The sequence below is a fragment of the [Actinomadura] parvosata subsp. kistnae genome (genome assembly GCF_900323885.1).
GTDB classification, from domain to species: domain Bacteria; phylum Actinomycetota; class Actinomycetes; order Streptosporangiales; family Streptosporangiaceae; genus Nonomuraea; species Nonomuraea composti.
This window is the reverse complement of record NZ_OOHJ01000005.1, coordinates 336,573-357,321: the sequence shown is the minus strand read 5'-3', so window position 1 is coordinate 357,321 and position 20,749 is coordinate 336,573. Positions and strand designations below refer to the sequence as shown.

The 20,749-nt window shown below is 73.7% G+C and carries 22 protein-coding genes; 9 read left to right on the top strand and 13 right to left on the bottom strand.

Annotated features, from left to right (window positions below):
• Positions 1-3 precede the first annotated feature (3 nt).
• Complete coding sequence (locus tag KIS93_RS03005) at positions 4-1,038, top strand: C45 family autoproteolytic acyltransferase/hydrolase (protein WP_080037961.1); 1,035 nt, start codon at positions 4-6, stop codon at positions 1,036-1,038.
• A gap of 51 nt (positions 1,039-1,089) precedes the next feature.
• Here the strand turns inward: KIS93_RS03005 and KIS93_RS03000 are convergent, their stop codons facing one another.
• The 4 genes from KIS93_RS03000 to KIS93_RS02985 all read right to left on the bottom strand — a co-directional run bounded on the left by KIS93_RS03000 (position 1,090) and on the right by KIS93_RS02985 (position 4,565).
• Positions 1,090-1,989 carry an ABC transporter permease gene (locus KIS93_RS03000; RefSeq protein ID WP_080046630.1) on the bottom strand — a complete coding sequence of 300 codons (900 nt, stop codon included), beginning with the start codon at positions 1,987-1,989 and terminating at the stop codon, positions 1,090-1,092.
• Between the two features lie 127 nt (positions 1,990-2,116).
• Positions 2,117-2,704 (bottom strand): TetR family transcriptional regulator, encoded by a 588-nt coding sequence (locus tag KIS93_RS02995; RefSeq protein ID WP_080037960.1) that lies wholly within the window; start codon positions 2,702-2,704, stop codon positions 2,117-2,119.
• A gap of 41 nt (positions 2,705-2,745) precedes the next feature.
• A complete protein-coding gene (locus tag KIS93_RS02990) occupies positions 2,746-3,645 on the bottom strand; it encodes a LysR family transcriptional regulator (protein ID WP_080037959.1) in 900 nt (299 codons plus the stop codon).
• Positions 3,646-3,695: 50 nt separating this feature from the next.
• A complete protein-coding gene (locus KIS93_RS02985; RefSeq protein ID WP_080037958.1) occupies positions 3,696-4,565 on the bottom strand; it encodes a hypothetical protein in 870 nt (289 codons plus the stop codon).
• A 167-nt stretch (positions 4,566-4,732) separates the two neighbouring features.
• Here KIS93_RS02985 and KIS93_RS02980 point away from each other — a divergent pair, with 167 nt between their 5' ends.
• A complete protein-coding gene (locus tag KIS93_RS02980) occupies positions 4,733-5,482 on the top strand; it encodes an HAD family hydrolase (RefSeq protein WP_080037957.1) in 750 nt (249 codons plus the stop codon).
• A 53-nt stretch (positions 5,483-5,535) separates the two neighbouring features.
• Positions 5,536-6,192 (top strand): helix-turn-helix domain-containing protein, encoded by a 657-nt coding sequence (locus tag KIS93_RS02975; protein WP_080037956.1) that lies wholly within the window; start codon positions 5,536-5,538, stop codon positions 6,190-6,192.
• A gap of 13 nt (positions 6,193-6,205) precedes the next feature.
• Here KIS93_RS02975 and KIS93_RS02970 read toward each other — a convergent pair whose 3' ends face one another.
• The 5 genes from KIS93_RS02970 to KIS93_RS02950 all read right to left on the bottom strand — a co-directional run bounded on the left by KIS93_RS02970 (position 6,206) and on the right by KIS93_RS02950 (position 11,289).
• Entirely contained in the window at positions 6,206-7,324 is a 1,119-nt protein-coding gene (locus tag KIS93_RS02970; RefSeq protein WP_080037955.1) for an esterase-like activity of phytase family protein, read from the bottom strand.
• Positions 7,325-7,489: 165 nt separating this feature from the next.
• On the bottom strand, positions 7,490-8,110 hold the full coding sequence (locus tag KIS93_RS02965) for a TetR/AcrR family transcriptional regulator C-terminal domain-containing protein (RefSeq protein ID WP_222107190.1): 621 nt from the start codon (positions 8,108-8,110) through the stop codon (positions 7,490-7,492).
• Positions 8,111-8,227: 117 nt separating this feature from the next.
• On the bottom strand, positions 8,228-9,031 hold the full coding sequence (locus tag KIS93_RS02960; protein ID WP_080037954.1) for a putative protein N(5)-glutamine methyltransferase: 804 nt from the start codon (positions 9,029-9,031) through the stop codon (positions 8,228-8,230).
• Positions 9,032-9,611: 580 nt separating this feature from the next.
• Positions 9,612-10,292, bottom strand: a complete 681-nt coding sequence (locus KIS93_RS02955; protein WP_080037953.1) for a TetR/AcrR family transcriptional regulator — start codon at positions 10,290-10,292, stop codon at positions 9,612-9,614.
• Between the two features lie 169 nt (positions 10,293-10,461).
• Complete coding sequence (locus KIS93_RS02950) at positions 10,462-11,289, bottom strand: SDR family oxidoreductase (RefSeq protein ID WP_080037952.1); 828 nt, start codon at positions 11,287-11,289, stop codon at positions 10,462-10,464.
• A gap of 60 nt (positions 11,290-11,349) precedes the next feature.
• Between KIS93_RS02950 and KIS93_RS02945 the strand changes: the two genes are divergently transcribed.
• On the top strand, positions 11,350-11,829 hold the full coding sequence (locus KIS93_RS02945) for a MarR family winged helix-turn-helix transcriptional regulator (RefSeq protein ID WP_080046628.1): 480 nt from the start codon (positions 11,350-11,352) through the stop codon (positions 11,827-11,829).
• Between the two features lie 57 nt (positions 11,830-11,886).
• Here KIS93_RS02945 and KIS93_RS02940 read toward each other — a convergent pair whose 3' ends face one another.
• Complete coding sequence (locus KIS93_RS02940; RefSeq protein ID WP_080037951.1) at positions 11,887-13,032, bottom strand: FAD-dependent oxidoreductase; 1,146 nt, start codon at positions 13,030-13,032, stop codon at positions 11,887-11,889.
• A 159-nt stretch (positions 13,033-13,191) separates the two neighbouring features.
• Between KIS93_RS02940 and KIS93_RS02935 the strand changes: the two genes are divergently transcribed.
• Positions 13,192-13,779 (top strand): TetR/AcrR family transcriptional regulator, encoded by a 588-nt coding sequence (locus KIS93_RS02935; RefSeq protein ID WP_080046627.1) that lies wholly within the window; start codon positions 13,192-13,194, stop codon positions 13,777-13,779.
• 7 nt (positions 13,780-13,786) lie between these two features.
• Here the strand turns inward: KIS93_RS02935 and KIS93_RS02930 are convergent, their stop codons facing one another.
• Both KIS93_RS02930 and KIS93_RS02925 read right to left on the bottom strand, forming a co-directional pair.
• Positions 13,787-15,001 carry an NAD(P)-binding domain-containing protein gene (locus tag KIS93_RS02930; protein ID WP_222107188.1) on the bottom strand — a complete coding sequence of 405 codons (1,215 nt, stop codon included), beginning with the start codon at positions 14,999-15,001 and terminating at the stop codon, positions 13,787-13,789.
• An 88-nt stretch (positions 15,002-15,089) separates the two neighbouring features.
• A complete protein-coding gene (locus tag KIS93_RS02925; RefSeq protein WP_080037949.1) occupies positions 15,090-15,638 on the bottom strand; it encodes an OsmC family protein in 549 nt (182 codons plus the stop codon).
• 74 nt (positions 15,639-15,712) lie between these two features.
• Between KIS93_RS02925 and metX the strand changes: the two genes are divergently transcribed.
• The 3 genes from metX to KIS93_RS02910 are packed head-to-tail and all read left to right on the top strand — an operon-like array spanning position 15,713 to position 18,761.
• The gene (gene metX, locus KIS93_RS02920; protein WP_080037948.1) at positions 15,713-16,924 is read left to right on the top strand and encodes a homoserine O-acetyltransferase MetX; all 1,212 of its coding nucleotides are present in this window, start codon (positions 15,713-15,715) and stop codon (positions 16,922-16,924) included.
• Positions 16,921-18,282, top strand: a complete 1,362-nt coding sequence (locus KIS93_RS02915; RefSeq protein ID WP_080037947.1) for an O-acetylhomoserine aminocarboxypropyltransferase/cysteine synthase family protein — start codon at positions 16,921-16,923, stop codon at positions 18,280-18,282. Before metX ends, KIS93_RS02915 begins: the two co-directional genes overlap by 4 nt.
• Positions 18,279-18,761, top strand: a complete 483-nt coding sequence (locus KIS93_RS02910) for a CoA-binding protein (protein WP_080037946.1) — start codon at positions 18,279-18,281, stop codon at positions 18,759-18,761. Before KIS93_RS02915 ends, KIS93_RS02910 begins: the two co-directional genes overlap by 4 nt.
• Here the strand turns inward: KIS93_RS02910 and KIS93_RS02905 are convergent.
• Positions 18,742-19,731, bottom strand: a complete 990-nt coding sequence (locus KIS93_RS02905) for a hypothetical protein (protein WP_080037945.1) — start codon at positions 19,729-19,731, stop codon at positions 18,742-18,744. The genes KIS93_RS02910 and KIS93_RS02905 overlap by 20 nt on opposite strands.
• A 166-nt stretch (positions 19,732-19,897) precedes the next feature.
• On the opposite strand from KIS93_RS02905, the gene KIS93_RS02900 reads away from it, so the two are divergent.
• A complete protein-coding gene (locus KIS93_RS02900) occupies positions 19,898-20,749 on the top strand; it encodes an ABC transporter permease (protein ID WP_230466088.1) in 852 nt (283 codons plus the stop codon).

Sequence of the window (20,749 nt, the reverse complement as noted above, 5' to 3'; positions counted from 1 at the left end):
GCGATGACGGTGATCGAGTGCGCGGGCACCCACCTCGACATGGGGCGGGCGCACGGTGAGCAGGCGCGGGCGGAGGTGCGGCGGGCGCTGGAGGTGTGGCGGGAGTCGACGTCCCGCTCGACGGCCGAGCTGGTCACCGGCTCGCCGCTGCTGGGCACCGTCCGGCGGCTGCTGCCGGGGCTGGCGGATGAGCTGCGCGGCATCGCGGAGGGCGCCGGGGTGCCGTTCGCGGACGTGGTGGCCTGCAACTGGATGGACGAGGCGTGGTGGATGCGCCGCCAGTACCTGCGCCGGCATGGTTGCAGCGTCGTGGGGGCCGGCCGGGGCGGTTCGGGCGCCCGGCTGGCGCAGAACATGGATCTGCCGGCGTTCATGGACGGCTCGCAGCTGATCCTGCGCCTGCGCCCGCACGACGCTCCCGAGCAGCTCGTGCTGACCTCCGCCGGGATGCTGGCGCTGACCGGCGTGAACGCGGCGGGCGTCGCGGTGTGCGTGAACACGCTGGGCATGCTGAACGGTGACCCGCACGGGCTGCCGGTGGCCGCCGTGATCCGCGGCGCGCTGGCGCACCGTGACCGGGCCGGGGCGGCGGCGTTCGTGCGGGGCGTGCCGCATGCCAGCGGCCAGCACTACGCGGTCGGCGACGGTGGCGGCATCGAGAGCCTGGAGTGCTCGGCGGGCGGCGCGGTGCCCGTCCCGCTGCGGGAGGGCCGCCTGGTGCACACCAATCATGCGCTGGCCAGCGCGGATCTGGACGAGGGCGCGCTGCGGGAGCTGCGGGAACGGGGCAGCGTCCGGGATTCGCAGGCCCGGCTGAGCTTCCTCGACGCCGCGTGGCGGGCGGAGGGGTCGGCGGCCGAGGCCGAGGAGCTGCTGACGGACGACACGGTGCCGATCTGCGTGCCGGGCGTCCCGGAATGGCCGATCCGGACGTTCGGCTCGGTCTCCTACCGGCTCGGCCAGGCGCCGCGGGCCCGCTTCCGGCTGGGGCTGCCCGAGGTCGCGGGGTGGGTGGAGCCGGGCTGGCGTACCGCCTGAGCGCCGGGGTCAGCGGCGCCCGTACCGCCCGCGAGCCGTCTGAGTGCCGGGTCAGCCGCGTCCGTAGCGGTCCTCGGCGCGCCAGAAGTACCAGAAGCCGGCGGCGAGCGCGACGACCGCCCACACGACGCACGACATCCACACCAGCTGCGGCGGGGTGTGGCCCGCGATGAGGATGTCGCGCATCCACTCGATGTAGGAGGCCGCCGGGTTCAGGTACATGACGGTGGCCACCCATTCGGGCAGCCCGGCGCTGTTGACGACCTTGTCGTGGATGGCGAAGAACACGCCGGAGGCGTACAGCCAGGTCCGCATGATGAACGGCAGGAGCTGGTTGAGGTCCCGCAGCGAGGCGCCGAGCCTGGCCAGCACCAGCCCCGCGCCGATGTTGAACATGGTCTGCAGCACCAGCACGATCGGGATCATCAGCCAGAACAGCGTCAGCGGCTCGTGCGTGAGGAGCACGATGACGAGCAGCACGCCCATGGAGATGACGAGCTGCTGCAACTCCTGGATCGTGTACGCCAGCGGCAGCGACGCCCGGGGGAAGTGCAGGGCGCGGATCAGCGACAGGTTGCCGGAGATCGACTTGGCTCCGGCGGTGACGGTGCGCTGGGTGTAGGTGAAGACGAACATGCCGGTGAGCAGGAACGCGGGATAGTTGTGGATGTTCTTGCTGCCGCCGAGGATGAGGCCGAACATCACATAGTAGATGGCCGCGTTCAGCAGCGGGGTGAGCACCTGCCAGAGCTGGCCCAGGGCCGAGCCCGAATACTTGGAGACGTTGCGGGAGGTCGCGTACGTCAGCACGAAGTGCCGCCGCTGCCAGAGCTGGCGCAGGTAGACGGGGAAGCGGGGACGCGCGATGGCGGGCCTGAGCCCGTACCTGCGGGCCAGCTCCGCCAGCGACTGCGACTGCGACTGCGGCGCGGGGTCTTCCACTTGGGTCATGAGCACCTCGAAGCGTTGCGGCCACCGTGCCGGCGGCCCGGTGGCCATGGGTCCTGCGATAACGATCATGCCTCGCGGCGGGGGCCGTCGGTCCAGTCTTGGCCCGGAGCGTCGCGGAGTCGAGAACTCATCCGGCGAGGTACGGGCCCAGCGTCTGGGCGAGGGCGGCGCGCATCGCGCCGGGCAGCGGGCCGTCGCCGGTCAGCGCCCACAGGATGAGGGTGCCGTTGTAGGTGGTCTGCACCGCCCTGGCCAGCGGGGCCGCCTGCGCGTCGCCGCGCAGCTCCCCGGCGGCCACGGCGTCGGCGAGCAGGGCGGCGATCTCGTCGCGGGTGCGGCGGGCGTGCTCGGCCGCGTGCGCGCGGAAGTCGGGGTCGGTCAGGTCGAGCTGCAGGAACCCGAGGCTGCCGGACAGCTCCTCCGGCGTGGACACGCCTTCCGACAGGTGCACGAGCGCGGCCTGGAGGGCGGCCAGGGGTGAGCGGTGCTCCTGGCGGGCGCGTTGGAACGGCTCGGCGGCGGCGCCGGCGGCGTGCGCGGCGAAGGCGAGCAGCAGGCCGCGCTTGGAGCCGAACCGCTGCACGAGCGTGGCCGGGGACAGCCCGGCCTCCTGGGCCACGGCGGCCAGCGTGAGGCCCTGCGGGCCGTGCCGCCCGATGGCGCGGGCGGTCGCCCCCAGGATGGCCTCGTCGCTGGTGGTGCGGGGCCTGCCCATGATCGTGTCCCCCCGACGATTAGTGAATGCTCGTTCGTAAACTAGCAGTCCGGCCCCAGGTCGGGCAGGTGGCGGCGGGCGTGCTCGACGAAGGCCCTGGCGGCGGGGCTGAGCTCGCCGCCGCCCCGCCACACCAGGCCCATCCGGCCGCGCAGGCCGGACCCGCTGAAGGTCAGCACGCGCAGCTCGGACGCGGGCGCCGCGACCGCCGACTCGGGCAGGACGGCCACGCCGAGGCCGCGCGCGGCGAGCTGCCCCAGCACGTACGGCTCGCTGGCCTCGAACGCCACGTGCGGCGCGAACCCCGCCCGCGCGCACATCTCCTCCAGCGCCGTGCGCAGCCCCGTGCCGGGCGGCAGGCTGATCAGCGGCAGCCCCTTCAGCTCCGTCACCTCGATGGGCCCCGCCCCGGCCAGCTCGTGCCCGGGGTGCACGGCCGCCACCAGCTCCTGGTCCACGACGACCCGCACCTCCAGCCCCGGCGGCAGCGGCGCGCCGAGGCCGAGCAGGGCGAGGTCGATCCGCCCGGTGACGACGCCATCGAGCAGCCGCCCCGGGTCGGACTCCACGAGCGAGATCTCCACCGCCGGATGCCGCTCGTGGAAGCCGGCCAGCATCCCCGGCAGGTCGAGCACGGACGGCGTGGACACCGCGCCCATCACGACGCGGCCCCGCAGCAGCCCGCTGAACTCGTCGGCGACCATCCGCATCCCGGACACCGCCGCCAGCGCGGCCCGCGCGTACGGCAGCACGGCCTCCCCCACCGCGGTCAGCCGCACCACCCGCCCCGACCGGTCGAACAGCGGCTCGCCCAGCTCCCGCTCCAGCTGCCGGATCTGCGCGCTGACGCCGGGCTGGGCCACGTGCAGCCGCTCCGCGGCCCGGGTGAAGCCGGCCTCCTCGGCGACGGCCACGAAGTACTCAAGCTGCCGCAGCTCCATGCCCACCCATGCTAGGGCCCACTCAGGACAGTGAGGTCAGGGCGGGGAGGTCAGGGCGGTGAGGTCACGCCCGTCACCGCGAACCGCTCGACCTGCGCCACGTGGCCGCCGGTCGAGGCGACGATGGTCAGCGTCCGCCCCGGCTGCCGCCTGAACGTGACCGAGGCCGACCAGGGCGCGTTCTGGCCGCCCGCGCTCACGCAGCACCGCTGCCCCACCGGCGAGCCGGAGCCGGGGTGGCGGACCTGGATCCGGATGCTCTCGTCCACGCCGGTGACGCGCCCGCCGACGGTCACCGGGGAGCGGACCGCGGCCCCGTAGGCGGGCCTGGTCAGGGAGAGCGTGGTGTCGTCGGTGCCGACGACCTCCCAAGGGGCGTCCTGGCCGGAGCCGTACCGGACGAGGTGCACGACGGCCGCGACCGGCGGGTCGGCGACGCCCTCGGCGCCGAAGCCGACGTGGACGCGCGCGTGCGCGCCGTCCGTGACGGTCTTGACGGCGCGGTCGATGCCGGAGAAGCCGAGGAAGTCGCGGCTGAAGGCGATCGCGGTGCCGCGGGCGTCGAGGTGCCACGGCTGGTGGCCGCCCGCCCGGTACTCGCGCTGCCAGGCCGCCACCTCCTCCGGGCTGGAGAACGGCCACAGCGGCTGGTAGCGGCCGGCGACCAGGCTCTCCCCCGCTCCGGGCGGTCCCGTGCTCGCGGAAGCCGAGGGCGAGGCGGGCGGTTCCGTGGCGGGACCGGTCGCGTCCGGGGCCGGGGTGGTCGAAACGGGCGTGTCCGGGGCGGGCGGGGTCGGGGCGGGTGCGGGGCTGAGCGTGGCGGTGCCCTGGGAACGCGGCGGCCCGGCGTCGCCGCAGCCGGCCACACCCACCCCCAGCACGGCCAGCAACGACAACGATCCTGCGGTCAACGCTCTCATGCGGGGCGCCTCCTGCCATGGCGGTGGGAACGGGGATTCACGTGGCGCGGCCTGGTGAGAGGTTTACCCACTGCGCGCTCCCGCTTCCCGTGAGGCGGGCCGAAGGTCCCGTGCCCTGAGGTCCGAGGACCATGGCTGGCCGGCACGTACGCGGGTAGCGTCCCTGCATGGCCACCTTCGATCTGACCGGTTCGCGCGCCGTCGTCTTCGACACCGACGGCGTGGTCACCGACACGGCCCGGGTGCACGCCGCGGCGTGGAAGCACGTCTTCGACGCGTTCCTGCGCGGGCGCTCGGCGCCCTTCGACATCCGCGCCGACTATCTCGCCCACGTGGACGGCCGGCCACGCCTCGACGGCGTGCGCACGTTCCTGGCCTCGCGCGGCATCACGCTGCCCGAGGGCGGCCCGGACGACGGGCCGGGCGCGCCGACGGTGCACGGGCTCGGGCTGGCGAAGGACGCGTTGTTCGTGGAGCAGATCCGGCGGCACGGCGTGGCCGCCTTCCCCTCCACGGTCGCGCTGCTGCACGAGCTGCGGCGGCGCGGCTGCCGTACGGGAGTGGTGTCGGCGAGCCGGCACTGCCGGGCGGTGGTGTCGTCGGCGGGGCTGCTGCACCTGTTCGACGTGCTCGTGGACGGCGACGACGCGGCCCGGCTGGGGTTGCCGGGCAAGCCGGATCCCGCGCTGTTCCTGGAGGCGGCGCGGCGGCTGGAGCTGCCGCCGCGGGAGGTGGCGATCGTGGAGGACGCGCTGCCCGGCGTGGAGGCGGGCCGGCGGGGCGGGTTCGGGCAGGTGGTGGCCGTGGACAGGAGCGGCGCGCAGGCCGCCGCGATGCTGGCGGCCGGCGCCGGCGCGGTCGTCTCCGACCTGGCGGAGGCCGACGTGACGGGCCGCGTGCCGGTGGGCCGGCGATGAGCCCGCCCGGGCCGGAGGGCGAGCCCCGTACCCATGGCAGAGAGGAAGTCATCATGGCAGGCACCGGGGATCTCGGCCGGCGCATCATCCATCACCGCGAGCGGCTGGGGCTGACCCGCGAGCAGGTCGCCGAGCACGCGGACATGTCGCCGGGCTACCTGAAGTACCTGGAGGAGAACGCCGACACGCCCGACACGGGCGCGCTCTACCGGCTGGCCGACGCGTTGCGGACGACGGTGGAGGACCTGCTGGGCGGCGGCCAGGACCGGCCGCGCGGGCGCGGCCCCGCGATGGCGCACCCGACTCTGGAGACGCTGGACGAGGCGGAGTGCCGGCGGCTGATCGCGCCGGGCGGGATCGGGCGGGTGGCGTTCAACGGCTCGCACGGGCCCACGGTGCTGCCGGTCAACTACAAGGTGCACGAGGGCGCGATCGTCTTCCGCACGGCCGCGGGCGGGGCGATGGACAAGGACCTGCGTACCGGGCTGGAAGGCGTCGACATCAAGATCGCCTTCCAGATCGACAACATCGACGAGACCAACCGGGAGGGGTGGAGCGTGCTGGTGCAGGGGCCCGCCCATCACGTGCCGCCGGAGGAGCTGGCCGGCGTGACCGGCTCGGGCGTCACGCCGTGGGCCGGGGGCGAGCGGCAGCTCTACATCCGCATCGTCCCCCAGCAGATCACGGGCCGCCGCATCCACGGCATGTGACGGCCGGACGGGGTCAGCGACAGCCGGTGACGCCGAAGGCCATGAGCTGGGTGACCTCGTCCTCGGAGAAGTTGTCGTCGGAGCCGATCACCAGCGTGCACTCGCCGCTGGCCAGCCTCGGCCCCCACGACATGCCCTCCAGGTTCTGCACCGGCGGCCGGAACGCGCCGAGGTCGCGCACGAGCCGCTTGGAGACCGGCCGGTACGTCCGGTACCGCGTCAGGGAGTCGCGGTTGCGCACGTCGGAGGCGTCGCGCACGTCGATCTCGTACAGCTTGACCCGGTAGCCGACCCCCTGGATCCAGGAACGTTCCAACGCCAGGTAGCGGTGGTCGTCGATGGCCAGCAGCTCCGACACGCCGCTGTCGGTCAGGCCCGTCGGCGGGCTCGGCGGGGCCGCGAGCGCGTCGAGCGGGTAGGCGTACTGGGCGCGCACCCGGCCGCGGCGGTCCCACACGGTCAGCCGGGTCACCGAACCGTCGTCGGCCGTCGGCACCGGCCCGTCCTCGAAGCGCGGCCCCTCGGTGATGGCGGTGACACTGCGCTCGGTGACGGCCACGCCCTCGAACCCGAAATTGCGCCGGGGCCCGCTTTCCGTGGTCGTGAACCGCAAATTCGACGGGAGCGGCAGCGCGCCGGTCTCGCGCCCGCCGAGATTCGTCTCGCGCACCGTCGAATGCGAAACGGGAATATCCGGATTCGACCGGTCGGGCCGGTCTCCTTCGTCGCCCCACAGCAGCCGCCCGCTCCACCGGTCGACCCTGATCGACTCGGGGTCGGCCGAGCCGGGCTTGCCATAGCCCGGGTACGGCGTGCCGTCGGGCCTGGTCAGCGTGGTGACGCCGGTCAGCCGCACGCCGGTGAAGCCGCCCGTCACCCGGTCGAAGGCCAGCCGGCCCGTATAGAAGCGGGCGGGGCCGTAGCGCCAGCGGTCGTCGGAGACGAAATACCACACGCCGGTGCGCGGGTCACGGTCGAACCCGGACAGGCCGCCCACGGTCGTGCCCGCGAACGTCTCCTTGTACGGGATCCGCTGCTCACCCAGGAAGCGGGTGATCCGTACGGGCTCGGGCGGGGCCGCCGCCGCGGCGGGCGGGGCCGTGCCCGCCACCACCGCGAACGCGAGGGTCATTTCGGTAATTCTTCGTGCACTTCTCCGTGTACGCGACAATTGTTCCTCCGTCCCGGAATTCGACGGAGGAAATGAAAGCGGTTCTCAACGGAGAAGTCCACGAACAAAACAATCGCATGCCGCACTGCAAAAGGTGCGAAATCACTGCACGAGGCCGGGCACCCTTCACGCCGGTGCCGAGGCGGCGATGCCGTCGAGGATGAGCCGCAGGCCGTGCGCGAACGCCTCGTCGCTCGTGGGCGCGCCGCCCGTCCGGACCCCTTCCACCGTCAGCGGATGCTCGGCGGCGAAGGCGGCCAGGTCGAAGCCGCCGCCGCTCGCTTGCCGGTCGAGCGCGGCCTGCTCGTTCAGCACGAAACCGAGCGTGTAGTGGCTGATCGCCGTGATCGCGTGCAGGCCCCGCGCGGGCGTGAAGCCGAGCCCGGTCAGCGCCCGCAGCTCCGCCTCGAAGCTCCTCGCCACCTCCGGCCCCGGGTTGCCCACCGCGACCAGGCGCGCGCCGTCGCGGTGCGCGAGCAGCGTGCGCCGGTAGCGGTGCGCGCGCCGCGTCAGCCACGCCCGCCAGCCCTCCCCCTCGGCCGGCCCGCCCATGTCGTGGGCGAGCAGCTCGCGGGCCATCTCGTCGAGCAGCTCCTGCTTGTTGCGGAAGTGCCAGTAGAGCGCCGGGTTCTGGACCCCGAGGCGGGCGGCGAGGCGACGGACCGACAGGCCCTCCAGGCCGGTCTCGTCGAGCAGCTCGAGAGCCGCACGGACGACGGTGTCCCGCGCCAGTCCCTTCTGTGCCATCGCCGATCACCTTAACACCGCTAAGCCGACCACCCCGACAGCGTTGGACCTTGCCTGGTGTCCGAGCCGATCACCTCAACCGCGGCCAGGCCGACCGCCTTGGATGGTGCTGGGCCGTCAGACCTCCCGGCGCCGGGTGCCGATGACGGCCGTGGCGTCCAGGTCGTCGGAGGTGGCCACCTGGGCGGCGAGCCCGGCGGCCCGTACGGACTCGGCGGTCGCCTCCGCCTGGCGCTCGCTGGTCTCCACCAGCAGCCGGCCGCCGGGCGCGAGCCAGGCGGGCGCGCCGGCGATCACCCGGCGCACCACGTCGAGCCCGTCGGCGCCGCCGTCGAGCGCGAGCAGCGGCTCGTGCAGCCGGGCCTCGGGCGGCAGCAGGCCCACGGACTCCGACGGCACGTACGGGGGGCTGGCGATGAGCAGGTCCACCCGCCCGCGCAGGGTGGCGGGCAGCGGGTCGTACAGGTCGCCCTCGTACACCGTCGCCGAGCCCGTCAGGTTCCGCCGCGCGCACCGCACGGCGGCGGGATCGAGGTCGGCGGCGTGCAACTCGGCCCGCGGCAGGCCCGCCGCCACCGCCGCGCCCATCGCGCCCGTGCCGCAGCACATGTCCAGGACGACCGGCGTGCCCTCTACCTCACGGGCCAGGGCCACGGCCGCCTCGATGAGGAACGCGGTGCGCGGCCGCGGCACGAACACGCCCGGCTCGACGTACACCCGCAGCCCGCAGAACTCCGCCCACCCCAGCACGTGCTCAAGGGGCTCCCCCGCGACCCTGCGCGCCACCATGGCGTCGAGGTCGGCGGGGGTGGAGGCGGTGGACAGGAGCAACTCGGCCTCGTCCTCGGCGAAGACACAGCCGGCGGCGCGAAGGCGGGCAACGATGGCAGCAGTACGGATAGATGACGAGAAAACCGACATAGGAGCCTTCCGGGATGCCGATGGGCGCTCCCGCGGTCACCTAATCCCTGTGGGCCGCTTGAAGAGGAGGGAGCACCCAGACTGACGCAGCGGTAATGGGTCTCACCTCCCAAGAACGGTCCTCCGACGAGACCGACACAGTATCAGCCCGCACAACCCTCCGCCGGACGGGGGCCACCCGGGGGTCTACGGCTCCCCCGCCGGTCGCCGGATCTCCGCGCTGGGCAACGGGGGGAGGCGTGCGGGGCGGTGAGCCGGACCGTGCGGGACGACTCCCCCGCCGTGCGGGACGGCTCCTCCGGCCGGTCGCAGGGCCGCCGCACCGGTGAACCGCTGTGCCGGGCCGGTAAGCCGCCGCGCAGGGTCGGCGAGCAGCCATGCAGGGGCGGTGAGCAGCCATGCAGGGGCGGTGAGCAGCCATGCGGGGGCGGTGAGCAGTTGCGCGGGGCCGATGGGCCGCCGTGCACGGGCGGTGGGCCGTCGTGCGGGGCGGTGCCCGTTCAGGTGGATTCGCCCTGGATGAGGTGGCAGGTCGGGCGGCTCGCACACCGGCCACCATCGAGATGCGCCGGTCCGGTGCTTAGGTGCGGCCGAGCCGGACCATGGCGCGGTACAGGGCCGTGGGCTCCGGCGACGGCTCCATGGGAGGCAGGTCGGCGCCGGGGGCCGCGTACGCCCGCAGCATCTGCCCCACCAGGCGGCGCCAGGCGCCGGGGGCGCTGTCGGCGGTGGCGGCGACGACGCCGGCGTTGGCCATCAGCAGGACGATGAGGTCCTCGGCGGTGAAGTCGGCGCGCAGGTTGCCGGTGGCCTTGGCGCGGGAGATGAGCTCCAGGAAGCCGTGGTACGCCTCGGCGCGGCGCGCCTCCAGCGCCTTGGCGGCCGGGAACGTCATGGCCAGCACGGCCGCGAAACCCCGGTCGGCGGCCTGCATCGCGCACACGGACCGGATGAACCCGACGAACCCGCGCCACGGGTCGGGGTCGGCGAGCGCTTCGGCGGTGGTGGCGGCGTAGGCGTCCATGCGGTCGGTGAAGACGGCGTTGATGAGCTCTTCGCGGGTGGCGAAGCGGCGCGACAGGGTGGCCTTGCCGACGCCCGCCTCCCGGGCCACGCACGCCATGGAGACGTCGAGCCCCTGGTCGGCGTACAGGCGGCGGGCGGCGGCCAGAATGCGCTCACGGTTCCGCTCGGCGTCGGCGCGCAGCTCCCCTCGGGGCTGCGCGCCGTCGGACGGGTCGGGCTCGGCCGTCGTGCTCATGCCCCCATCCTACCGAAGTGGAACGGCCTATCCGCTTTGCTGCAAGGGTGGCGCCACGCAAGCAGCCCTGCATGGAGCGCGAGGCGGCGGGTGTTCCTGCGCGTCAGCGTCGGCGTCCGCGTCGGCGTCCGCGACAGCGTCGGCATCCGCGTCGGCGTCGGCGTCGGCGTCAGCGGAACGCCGCAGCGTTGCGGGCCGCCCAGTCGGCGTAGGGGTACGGGTCGCGGCCCGTCAACTGCCGCACCGCCGGGGACACCTCCGCCACCTGGCCGACGAACGAGGCGAACAGCGTCAGCATCGACTCCACCACCGGCGCCGGCGTCTGCGGGATCATCTGGGCCCGGGCCTCCTCGGGCGACAGCTCCTCCAGGCGCAGCTCGCGCCCCAGCACCTCGCCGAGGATGCGGACCCGCTCCGTCGTGGTCAGCGAGGCGGGGCCGGTCAGTTCGTACGCCTTGCCCGCGTGCCCGTCCTCCAGCAGGGTCCGCGCGGCGACGGCGGCGATGTCGCGTTCGTCGATGGGGGCGGTGGCGGCCTCGGCGAAGGGGGCCTGCACGACGCCGCCGTTCTTGACGCCGGGCGCCCACCGCAGGTCGTTGGCCATGAACGCGCCCGGCCGCAGGAACGTCCACGGCAGCCCGGATTCGGTCACGGCCTGCTCGTACTCGGCGTGGAGGCTGCCGATCACCCCCGACTGCTTCATGTTCACCGCCAGCGCGGACAGCAGCACCACGTGCTCGACGCCGGCGCGCTTGGCCTCGTCCAGGAAGCCCCGCACCTGGCCGGCGGCCGGGAACAGGTATGCCCGCCGGGCCCCGCGCAGCGCGGCCCGCAGGTCGTCCGGGCTGGACAGGTCGGCTCTGACCACCTCCACGCCGTCGGGCAGGCCGGCCCGCTCGGGGTTCCTGCTGATCGCGCGGACCCGCTCGCCCGCCTGGAGCAGCAGGTCGACCAGATGACGGCCGACATTGCCCGTCGCCCCTGTCACCAGTATCACGGCTACCTCACTTCGGATATCCGAACTGTTGGGATATCAGGACTGTATCCTGTGGCCGTGATGGACGACGCCCCGCCCCCTCGACTGCCGCGACCGGAGGAGGTCAAGGAAGCCCTCGGCTTCGTGCCGCTGGTGGAGGCCTACTTCCGCCGCGCCCAGACCGAGATGCCCGACGAGCTGCGCGAGATCTTCCGCGGCCACCGGCTCACCGCCCGGCACGGCGCGGTCCTCCCGCAGCTGACGGTGGAGACGTCGCTGAGCGTGAGCGAGCTGGCGGGCCGGATGGGCATGTCGCTGACGACCGCGAGCGAGCTGCTGGGCGATCTCAGCCGGGCGGGCCTGGTCGAGCGCCGGGAGGACCCGGCCAACCGCCGCCGCACGCTGGTGTCGCTGGCCCCTCGGCATCGGGCCATGATCGAGGGGTTCGTCGCTCTCCGTGCCGCGCCTCTGCTACGGGTCCTGGACGAGCTGTCGCCCGTGGAGCGGCAGGGGTTCGTGGCGGGGCTGGTCGCGTGGGCCCACGAGGTGCGGAACTGGTGACCAGGAGCCGGTGACCCACGAGCCGGTGACCAGGCCCCGACGTATGGCTCACGTCTTTCAGGCGTGGGCGTGGTCGGGCGGGCCGTTGCCGTCGGGGACCTCCAGCAGGAACTCGGCGCCGCCCTCCAGCGTCCGGGCGATCTCGGACGAGCGCGCCAGCATCGTCTTCTCGTAGTCGCGGACGGCGTCGTCGATCGTCGCCGCGCGTGCCAGCGCGAGTGCGAGGTCGCAGGCGTCGAGCATGGCGAGGTTGACGCCGACGCCCAGCGGCGGCATGAGGTGCGCGGCGTCCCCCAGCAGGGTCACGCCGGGCGTGTGCTCCCAGGTGTGCGGCACCGGCAGGGCGAACAGCGGGCGGTCGACGTACGGACCGTCGTTGTCGGTGATCAGCCCCAGCAGCGGCGGCGACCAGGACGCGTACTCGCGGGCCAGGTGCGCGCGGATGCCGTCGGTGTCGTCGGGGCGCAGCCCGGCGGCCGCCATCCAGTCGAGCGGGACCTTCCGCATGATGTAGACGCGCAGGTGGCCGCCGCCGTTGCGTTGCGCGAACAGGCCGCGCTCCCCGTCGGCGGCGTGGGCGCTCCCCTGGCCGACCAGCTCGGCGACCTCGGGGTGCGCGTCGTCGAGGTCGTCGAACCACGCCTCCACGAAGCCGACCCCGGTGTAGTGCGGCGCCGCGGGCGACACGGCGGGCCGGACGCGGGAGAACGCGCCGTCCGCGCCGATGACGAGGTCCGCCTCGGTGACCGTGCCGTCGGTGAACGTCAAGGTGCGCGGCCCGCCCGCCGTTCCGCTGACCGAGGCGAGCGTGCGGCCCCACTGGACCGTGCCCTCGGGCAGCGAGCCCAGCAGGAGATCGCGGAGCCGGCCGCGGTCGATCTCGGGTTTGCGCTTCTCGCCCTCTTCGGGCACGTGGTGGGCCAGGACGCGCCCAGCGGGATCCATGCTGCGCATCTCCTGCCCCTCGAACCTGGCCAGCGCGTGGAACCGCTCCAGCAGCCCGGCCTCGCGCAGGGCGAGCTGCCCGTCCTCTTCGTGCAGGTCGAGCGAGCCGCCCTGGTCGCGGGCGTCCCCGGCGGGGTCGCGGTCGTAGACGGTCGCCTCGATGCCGTGCCGCTGGAGGATGCGGGCGCAGGTGAGGCCGCCGGGGCCGGCGCCGATGATGCTGATCCGCGCGTGGGCGGGCGTCGGTGAGCTGGTCATGGTGGATTCCTTCCGGACGAGGTGAGGCTTGCCTGGCCAAGAGAGGCCGAGGGCCGTACGGAGACCACCAAAGCAGAAGTGAGTACGAAAGTGCAATAGCTTCAAAACTGAACTCGGACCAGTTTCGGTTCCGGTCCAGTCATGGGCTACAGTGGCGCCATGCCCGACTCCCCGACCGTTGGCCGTCGCGAGCGCAAGAAGGCCGCGACCAGGCAGGCCATCGCCGACGCCGCTCTTGAGCTCTTCATGGAGCGCGGCTTCGAGCAGGTGAGCGTCCGCGACGTCGCCGACCGGGCCGACGTGTCGACGACGACGCTGTTCACGCACTTCCCGAGCAAGGAGGCGCTGGTCTTCGACCGCGAGGAGGACGTCGAGGCCGGCCTGGTCGCCGCGGTCCGCGAACGGGCCCCTGGTCAGGACGTCGTCGAGGCGCTGCGCGCCCACGCGCTGAAGGTGTGGGTGCCGCTCGCGTCGGATCCGCGGCTGCGCGGCTTCACGGAGCTGGTGGACCGGACGCCCGCGCTGCGCGAGTACGCGGAACGGATGTGGACGCGGCACGCCGCCGCCCTGGGCTCCGCGATCGCGCAGGAGCTGGGCCGGGACGCCGACGATCTCGCCTGTTGGGCGCTGGCCCGGTTCGTCCTGCAGATCCCGGCCCTGTCCAGGAGCCGGCAGGATCCGCGGGCGGCGGTGGAGACGGCGTTCGGCCTGCTGGTCCACGGCTGGCAGGCGCAGTCCGCCTCTTGACGCCGGTTCAGCGCGCCCGGGCCGCCAGGTGGCCGGCGAGGTGGGCGATCACCTCGCGGGCGTCCGCTTCGATGCCGTTGATGAACGTGGACCGGCGCCGGCGCAGGAAGGGCAGCCCCAGCGCGTACAGGCCGGGGTGATCGACGATGCCGCCGTCGTGGCGCAGCCGTCCCTTGTCGTCGAGGACGGGGACGTGGAGCCAGTCGTGGTCGGGGCGGAAGCCGGTCGCCCAGACGATCGTGCGGATCTCGCCGCCGCGCAGGTCGAGCCGCAGGCGCGCCCGCTCGGGCACGCGGGTCGGCGGCAGGCGCTCGGCAGGGCCGGGATCGACGCCGTGCGTGCGCGCCCACGCGTCGAACGTGTCGAGCAGGCGTTCCATCTTGAGGTCGGCGAGGGAGAAGACGTTCCGCAGCCCGCCGGAGAACAGCGCCCACCCGTCGCGGACGGCGGCCCAGCGGCCCACCAGCTCGACGCCCATGGCGGTGAGCGCGTTCAGGTCGAGCGTGGCGCGCTCGGGGGTGCCGGCGAGCTGGGGCGAGGGCAGCCGGCGGGCCCGCGCCAGGTCCTCGACCTCGTCGTGGCGCTGGTCCCAGACGCCTGAGGCGTCCATCCACCACAGAACGTCGCGCCCGCGGTAGGTGCGGGGCAGCCGCACGTGCTCCCCCACCGACAGGACGACCGGCCGCCCCGAGCGGCGCAGCTCGGCGGCGAGCTGCACGCCGGTCGCCGACGCGCCGACGACCAGCACGCCGCCGTCGGGGAGCTGCCCCGGCTCGCGGTAGTCGAACGCGGTGAGCTGCCGCACGGACGGCGGCACCGCCTCGCTGAACGGCGGCACCACGGGCCGGTTGCAGGCGCCGCCGGCGATGACGACGGCCCGGCAGCGGATCTCGCCGTGGCTCGTCGTCACGCGGTAGCCGTCGCCGGCCGCCCGCACGGAGGTGACCTCGGTGCCGGTCCTGACGGGGGCCCGCGAGAGGGCGGCGAAGCCCTCGATGAACCGGGTCACCTCCTTGGCGGTCATGTAGCCGTCGGGGTCCGGGCCTTCGTAGGCGTGGCCGGGCAGGCGGGTCTGCCAGTTGGGGGTGAGCAGCCGGAAGGAGTCCCAGCGTTCGCGCCGCCAGGAGTTGGCGACCTCGCCGCGCTCGATCACGAGGTGGTCGATGGCGCGTTCGCGCAGGAAGTGGCTGGCGGCGAGGCCGGCGTGCCCGGCGCCGACCACGACGGCGGTGACGTGCTCTATGACTCGCCCCTCTCAGACGTGCTCGGCCCGCTCATATGCGCTCGGCCCTTTCGGACGTGCCTGGCTCTCAGGCGACCTGAACGGTGACGTTCGTCGGGTTCGTCAGGGCGTCGAAGACGGCCGAGCGCTTCTGCGACTGGGCCACCAGCGCCTCGATGTCCTGTTGGGAGGCGTCGGCGTCGATGTGGAAGGTCACGGTGATGTCGTCGAAGCCGTTGCGGACGTCGGGGTCGGCGCCGAGGATCCCGCGGATGTCGTGGGTGCCTTCGAGGGTGGCCTCGACCGAGCGGAGCTGGATGCCGCGGTTCTGGGCGACGGACGCGACGCCGGCGGTCAGGCAGCTCGCCAGGCCGACGAGCAGGTACTCGATGGGCGTGATGCCCTGGTCCTCGGCGGCGAAGACCTCGGGGTGGTCGGCGTCGAACACGGCCTCGCTCTTGTGGCTGCGCTCCTGCCCGAGACCGTAGAACTCCTTGACGGTCGTGGTGCTGTGGACGCCGCCGCGCCACGTGGAGGTGGCCCGCCAGACGAACCGGGCGGCCTCGGGCGCGCCCTTCAGCACCTCGCGCGCCTCCAGCAGCGCCTGGACGTTGACTCCGTTGGCGACCGTGGTCATACCGCTCCTCCGACTCCCTGTATTTCCGGTAGGTATTTGACCATACACTGCCCGTGGCGGTTACGATAAGACCCATGTCGCAGCCGGCCACCACGCTCGCGCCCGGCAGCGTCGGGGTGGTGGAGACCCGCCACCTCGACCTGCCGGAGCCGGTCCCCCTCGACTGCGGCCGGGAGCTGCACCCGGTCCGGGTCGCGTACGAGACCTACGGCACCCTGTCGCCCCGCCGCGACAACGTCGTCCTGGTGTGCCACGCGCTCAGCGGCGACGCGCACGCGGCGGGCCTGTCCAGGGCGCCGTCCGGCGGCAGCGCCCGCGACGGGTTCGGCGCCGAAGGGCACGGCAAGGGGCTCGGCTGGTGGGACGGCATGATCGGCCCCGGCAAGGCGTTCGACACCGACCGGTTCTTCGTCGTCTCGACGAACCTGCTGGGCGGCTGCCGGGGCACGACAGGGCCGTCCTCGATCGACCCGGCGACCGGCGAGCCGTACGGGCCCGACTTCCCCGTGATCACGGTCGCCGACATGGTCCGCACGCAACGCGCGTTCCTCGACGCGCTGGGCATCGAGCGGCTGGCGGCGGTGGCCGGCGGCTCGCTCGGCGGGATGCAGGCGCTGCAGTGGGCGGTGCTCTATCCCGACCAGGTCGACGCGGTCATCCCGATCGCCAGCACGCACGCGCTGCACCCGCAGGGGGTCGCCTGGAACGCCATCGCGCGCGAGGCGATCCTGCGCGACCCGGCCTGGCAGGGCGGCCGCTACCACGGCACCGGCCGCGCCCCCGACGCCGGCATGGGCATCGGGCGGATGGTCGGCCACATCACGTACCTGTCGGCGCCCGCGCTGGAGGCCAAGTTCGGGCGGCGGCTGCGCTCCGGCGACGGCCCGGGCTACACGATCACCGAGCCGGAGTTCGAGGTGGAGGGCTACCTGCGCCACCAGGCCGAGGCGTTCGTCAAGCGCTTCGACGCCAACACCTACCTCTACACCTCGCGCGCGCTGACGTACTTCGACCTGGCCCGGCAGCACGGCGGCGGGTCGCTGGCGCGGGCGCTGGAAGGCGTCTCGGCGCGCACGCTGCTGATCGCCTTCAGCTCCGACTGGCTGTATCCGCCGTCGGCGTCGGAGGAGATCGCGGGGGCGCTGCGCGCGCTCGGCAAGCCGGTCGAGCTGGAGGTCATCGAGGCGCCCTACGGGCACGACTGCTTCCTGCTGGAGGAGGCGCGGCAGACGCCCGTCATCCGCCGGTTCCTGGCTCAGCCCGTCCAAGAGAGAGGCTCTTCGTGACCGACCAGCTCCCCCGCGCCGAACAGGCCCGCGCGTTCGGGTTCGAGACCCGGCAGCTGCACGCCGGGCAGCGGCCGGACCCGAACACGGGCGCCCGAGCGGTGCCGATCTTCCAGACGACCAGCTACGTCTTCGAGGACCCCGAGTCCGCGGCGGCGTACTTCAACCTCCAGGAGTACGGGAACACGTACTCGCGCATCATGAACCCGACCGTCGCGGTGTTCGAGGAACGGGTGGCGAACCTGGAGGGCGGCGCCGGCGCGGTGGCGTTCGCCAGCGGCATCGCCGCGCAGGCGGCCGCGCTGTTCACGCTGCTGCAGCCGGGCGACCACGTGGTGTCGTCCTCGGCCCTGTACGGCGGCACGGTGAACCAGCTCAAGCACCTGCTGCGCAAGATGGGCGTCGAGCTGACCTGGGTCGATCCCGACGATCCGGACGCGTGGCGGAAGGCGGTGCAGGCGAACACGAAGGCGTTCTTCGGCGAGACGATCGGCAACCCGGCCGGGAACGTGCTCGACATCGAGACCGTGGCGGCCGTCGCGCACGAGCACGAGCTGCCGCTGATCGTGGACAACACGTTCGCGACGCCGTACCTGTGCCGCCCGATCGAGTGGGGCGCCGACATCGTGGTCCACTCGGCGACGAAGTTCATCGGCGGGCACGGCACGAGCATCGGCGGGGTGGTCGTGGAGGCGGGCACGTTCGACTGGTCGAACGGGCGCTTCCCGGTGGTCGCGGACCCGTCGCCGGCCTACCACGGGCTGCGCTTCCACGAGACGTTCGGCGAGTACGGCTACCTGATGAAGCTGCGCGCCGAGACCCTGCGCGACCTGGGGGCGGCGCTGTCGCCGTTCAACGCCTTCCTGTTCCTGCAGGGGCTGGAGACGCTGTCGCTGCGCATGGACCGCCACGTGGGCAACGCGCGGGCGGTCGCCGCGTTCCTCCGCTCGCACGAGCTGGCCTCCGCCGTCACCTACCCGGGCCTGCCCGACAGCCCTTACCGGCCGCTGGTGGACAAGTACCTGCCGCGCGGCGCCGGCGCGGTGTTCTCCTTCGACTGCGCCGGGGGCCGGGCCGGCGGGCAGGGCCTGATCGGCGGCCTGACGCTCTGGTCGCACCTGGCGAACGTCGGCGACGCCAAGAGCCTCGTCATCCACCCGGCCAGCACCACGCACCGGCAGCTCGGCGACGACGAGCTGCGCGCGGCCGGCGTCGGCCCCGGCACGGTGCGGCTGTCGGTCGGCATCGAGAATGTCGAGGACCTGATCTGGGACCTGGAGCAGGCCCTGGCCCGCGTCGCAGAAGGGATCGGCGCCGCAGAAGGGATCGGCGCCGGAGAAGGGATCGGCACGGCATGACCGGACTCGACCGCTACCAGGACCCGCTGACGATCCAGCGCGTGCTGCACTCGACCACGACGATCGCGATCGTCGGCCTGTCCGGCAACGAGCTGCGGGCCAGCCACTTCGTCGGCTACTACCTCAAGCGGCACGGCTACCGGATCATCCCGGTCAACCCGCGCGAGAAGGAGATCCTGGGCGAGACCAGCTACCCGGGCCTGGCCGACGTGCCCGTCCCGGTCGACCTCGTGAACGTCTTCCGCGCCCCCGACGCCCTGCCGGGGATCGCCCGGGAGACGGTGGCGATCGGCGCCAAGGCGCTGTGGTGCCAGTTCGGCGTGATCAACGAGGAGGGGGCGCGGATCGCGGAGGACGGCGGCGTGAGCGTGATCATGGACCGCTGCCTCAAGGTCGAGCACGCGCGCTACGTGGGGCGGATGCACTGGCTCGGCTTCAACACCCGCCGCATCACCTCCGTCAGGAGCGGTCTGCAGTAGCCCGGCGCGCCTCGATGAGGGTCCGGGCCGTCGTCGTGCCGGGGACGGTGGGGCCGCTCGCCCGCCAGCCGTCCGCGTCCCGCTCGATGCGCGGCTCGGCCCCGATGAAGGTGACGACGCCCGCTCTGGCCAGGGCGTGCAGCTCGGCCTGGCGGGCCAGCGGCGGGCCGTCGGCCACCAGGCCGTACAGCCCCTCGAACCACGGATCGCCCGCCATGCGGGGACGCGCGTCCCGCAGGGCCAGGACCAGCGCCAGGTCGGGGCTGAAGGCGGGGTCGGCCCGCCGCTTCAGGTCGGCCGCCAGGTAGCCGTGCATCCACCGTTGCAGCCCGGCCAGGTCGCCGAAGCGCATGCCGTGCAGCGGGCGGGCGAGCCGGTCCAGGTGGAGCCGGTCGGCGAAGCGCGGCACGGACCTGGTCACCAGGGCGCGCATCTCCTTGCCGCCCTGCTCGGCGCGGGCGAAGGCGGGCTCGAACGCCGCCCACGCCGTCTTCGTGCGGGACGGGTGGGCGGTGAAGAGCTCCTGGTAGTACGCGTACGCGAGCTCCTTGGCCAGCGACGTGCGCGCGTCACCCTCGCCGGGGAACCGCCGTGGCCGCGCGTCCCCTTTGAGCCGGTACCCGGGGTGGGCGTGGTGCGGGACGCCGCGCCGCGAGCCCACGTACAGGAGGGGTTCGAGGCCGCTGGGCAGGTAGACCAGCTCGCCCCGCCGGCCCTGGGCGAAGCGGCCGCCGCGGCCGACGGTGAGCGGCGGCAGCAGGTCGGCGAACGCCCGTCCCGCGCCGCGGACCAGCACCGGCTCGCCGGCGGGCACGTCCTCCAGGCCCCGCTCCCTGCCCGGCCCGGCGGGCAGGTGGAGCGGTTCGGGACGGGCGGCGCCGTCCCTCTCCTGCCGCCCTGTCCGGGGCATGGCGAGGTCCGCCACGTGCGTCCCGGCCGGTCCCGCGCCGATCACCACGATCGCGCCCACCGCGTGTCCTCCCCGCAAGAGTGCTGTTCCGTCGGCTCGCCGGCGCGTTCCCGCCGCGAGAGATCATGAACAGAATAACCTGTAAATCCGGTAGGTAATATTGACTTCAGGGGACCGGTCGCCGTAGCTTCATGCCCATGAGCCCCCCGAGCAGGCGGTCGAGGTGGTGACCTCGACCGCGGCCCCCACGACCACCGTCCCCGGCAGCGGACCCGCGTCCGCCACGAGGCGAGCCCGTCCGGCCGCCCGCAGGATCGCGGTGCGCGTGCTCGCCGCCGCCGCGCTGCTCGGCCTGTGGCAGGCCGCCGCCGCCGCGGCGGCCAACCCCGCCTTCATCCCCTCCCCCGGCGCCGTGTGGGAGCAGCTCCTGCGGCTGTCCACGACGCACGACGGCGTCCGCGGCTACAGCGGCAGCCTGCTCGTCGAGCACCTGGGCGTCAGCCTGCGGCGCATCCTCATCGGGTCCGCCATCGGCGTGGCCGGCGGGCTCGTCGCGGGCGTCGTGCTCGGCACCGTCCCGTGGATCCGCGTCGTGGCCGAGCCCGTGGTGACGTTCGTGCGGGCGCTGCCGCCGCTGGCGTACTTCAGCCTGCTCATCATCTGGTTCGGCATCGACGAGACGCCCAAGCTGTGGCTGCTGGCGATCGCGGCGCTGCCGCCGGTCGCGGTGGCCACCGCCGCCGCCGTGCACGGCGCGCCGGCGCACCTCGTCGAGGCCGCCAGGGCGCTCGGCGCCTCGCGGCGCGACGTCATCAGGGACGTGGTGCTGCCCAGCGCGCTGCCGGAGATCTTCACCGGGGTCCGCCTGGCCGTCGGCATCGCGTACTCCTCCGTCGTCGCCGCCGAGACCGTCAACGGGGTGCCCGGCATCGGCGGCATGGTGCGCGACGCCCAGCGTTACCTGCAGACCGACGTCGTCGTGCTGGGCCTGCTGGCCATCGGCCTGTCGGGCCTGCTCATCGACGGCCTCCTGCGGCTCGCCGAGAAACGGCTCATCCCCTGGCGGGGCCGCTCGTGA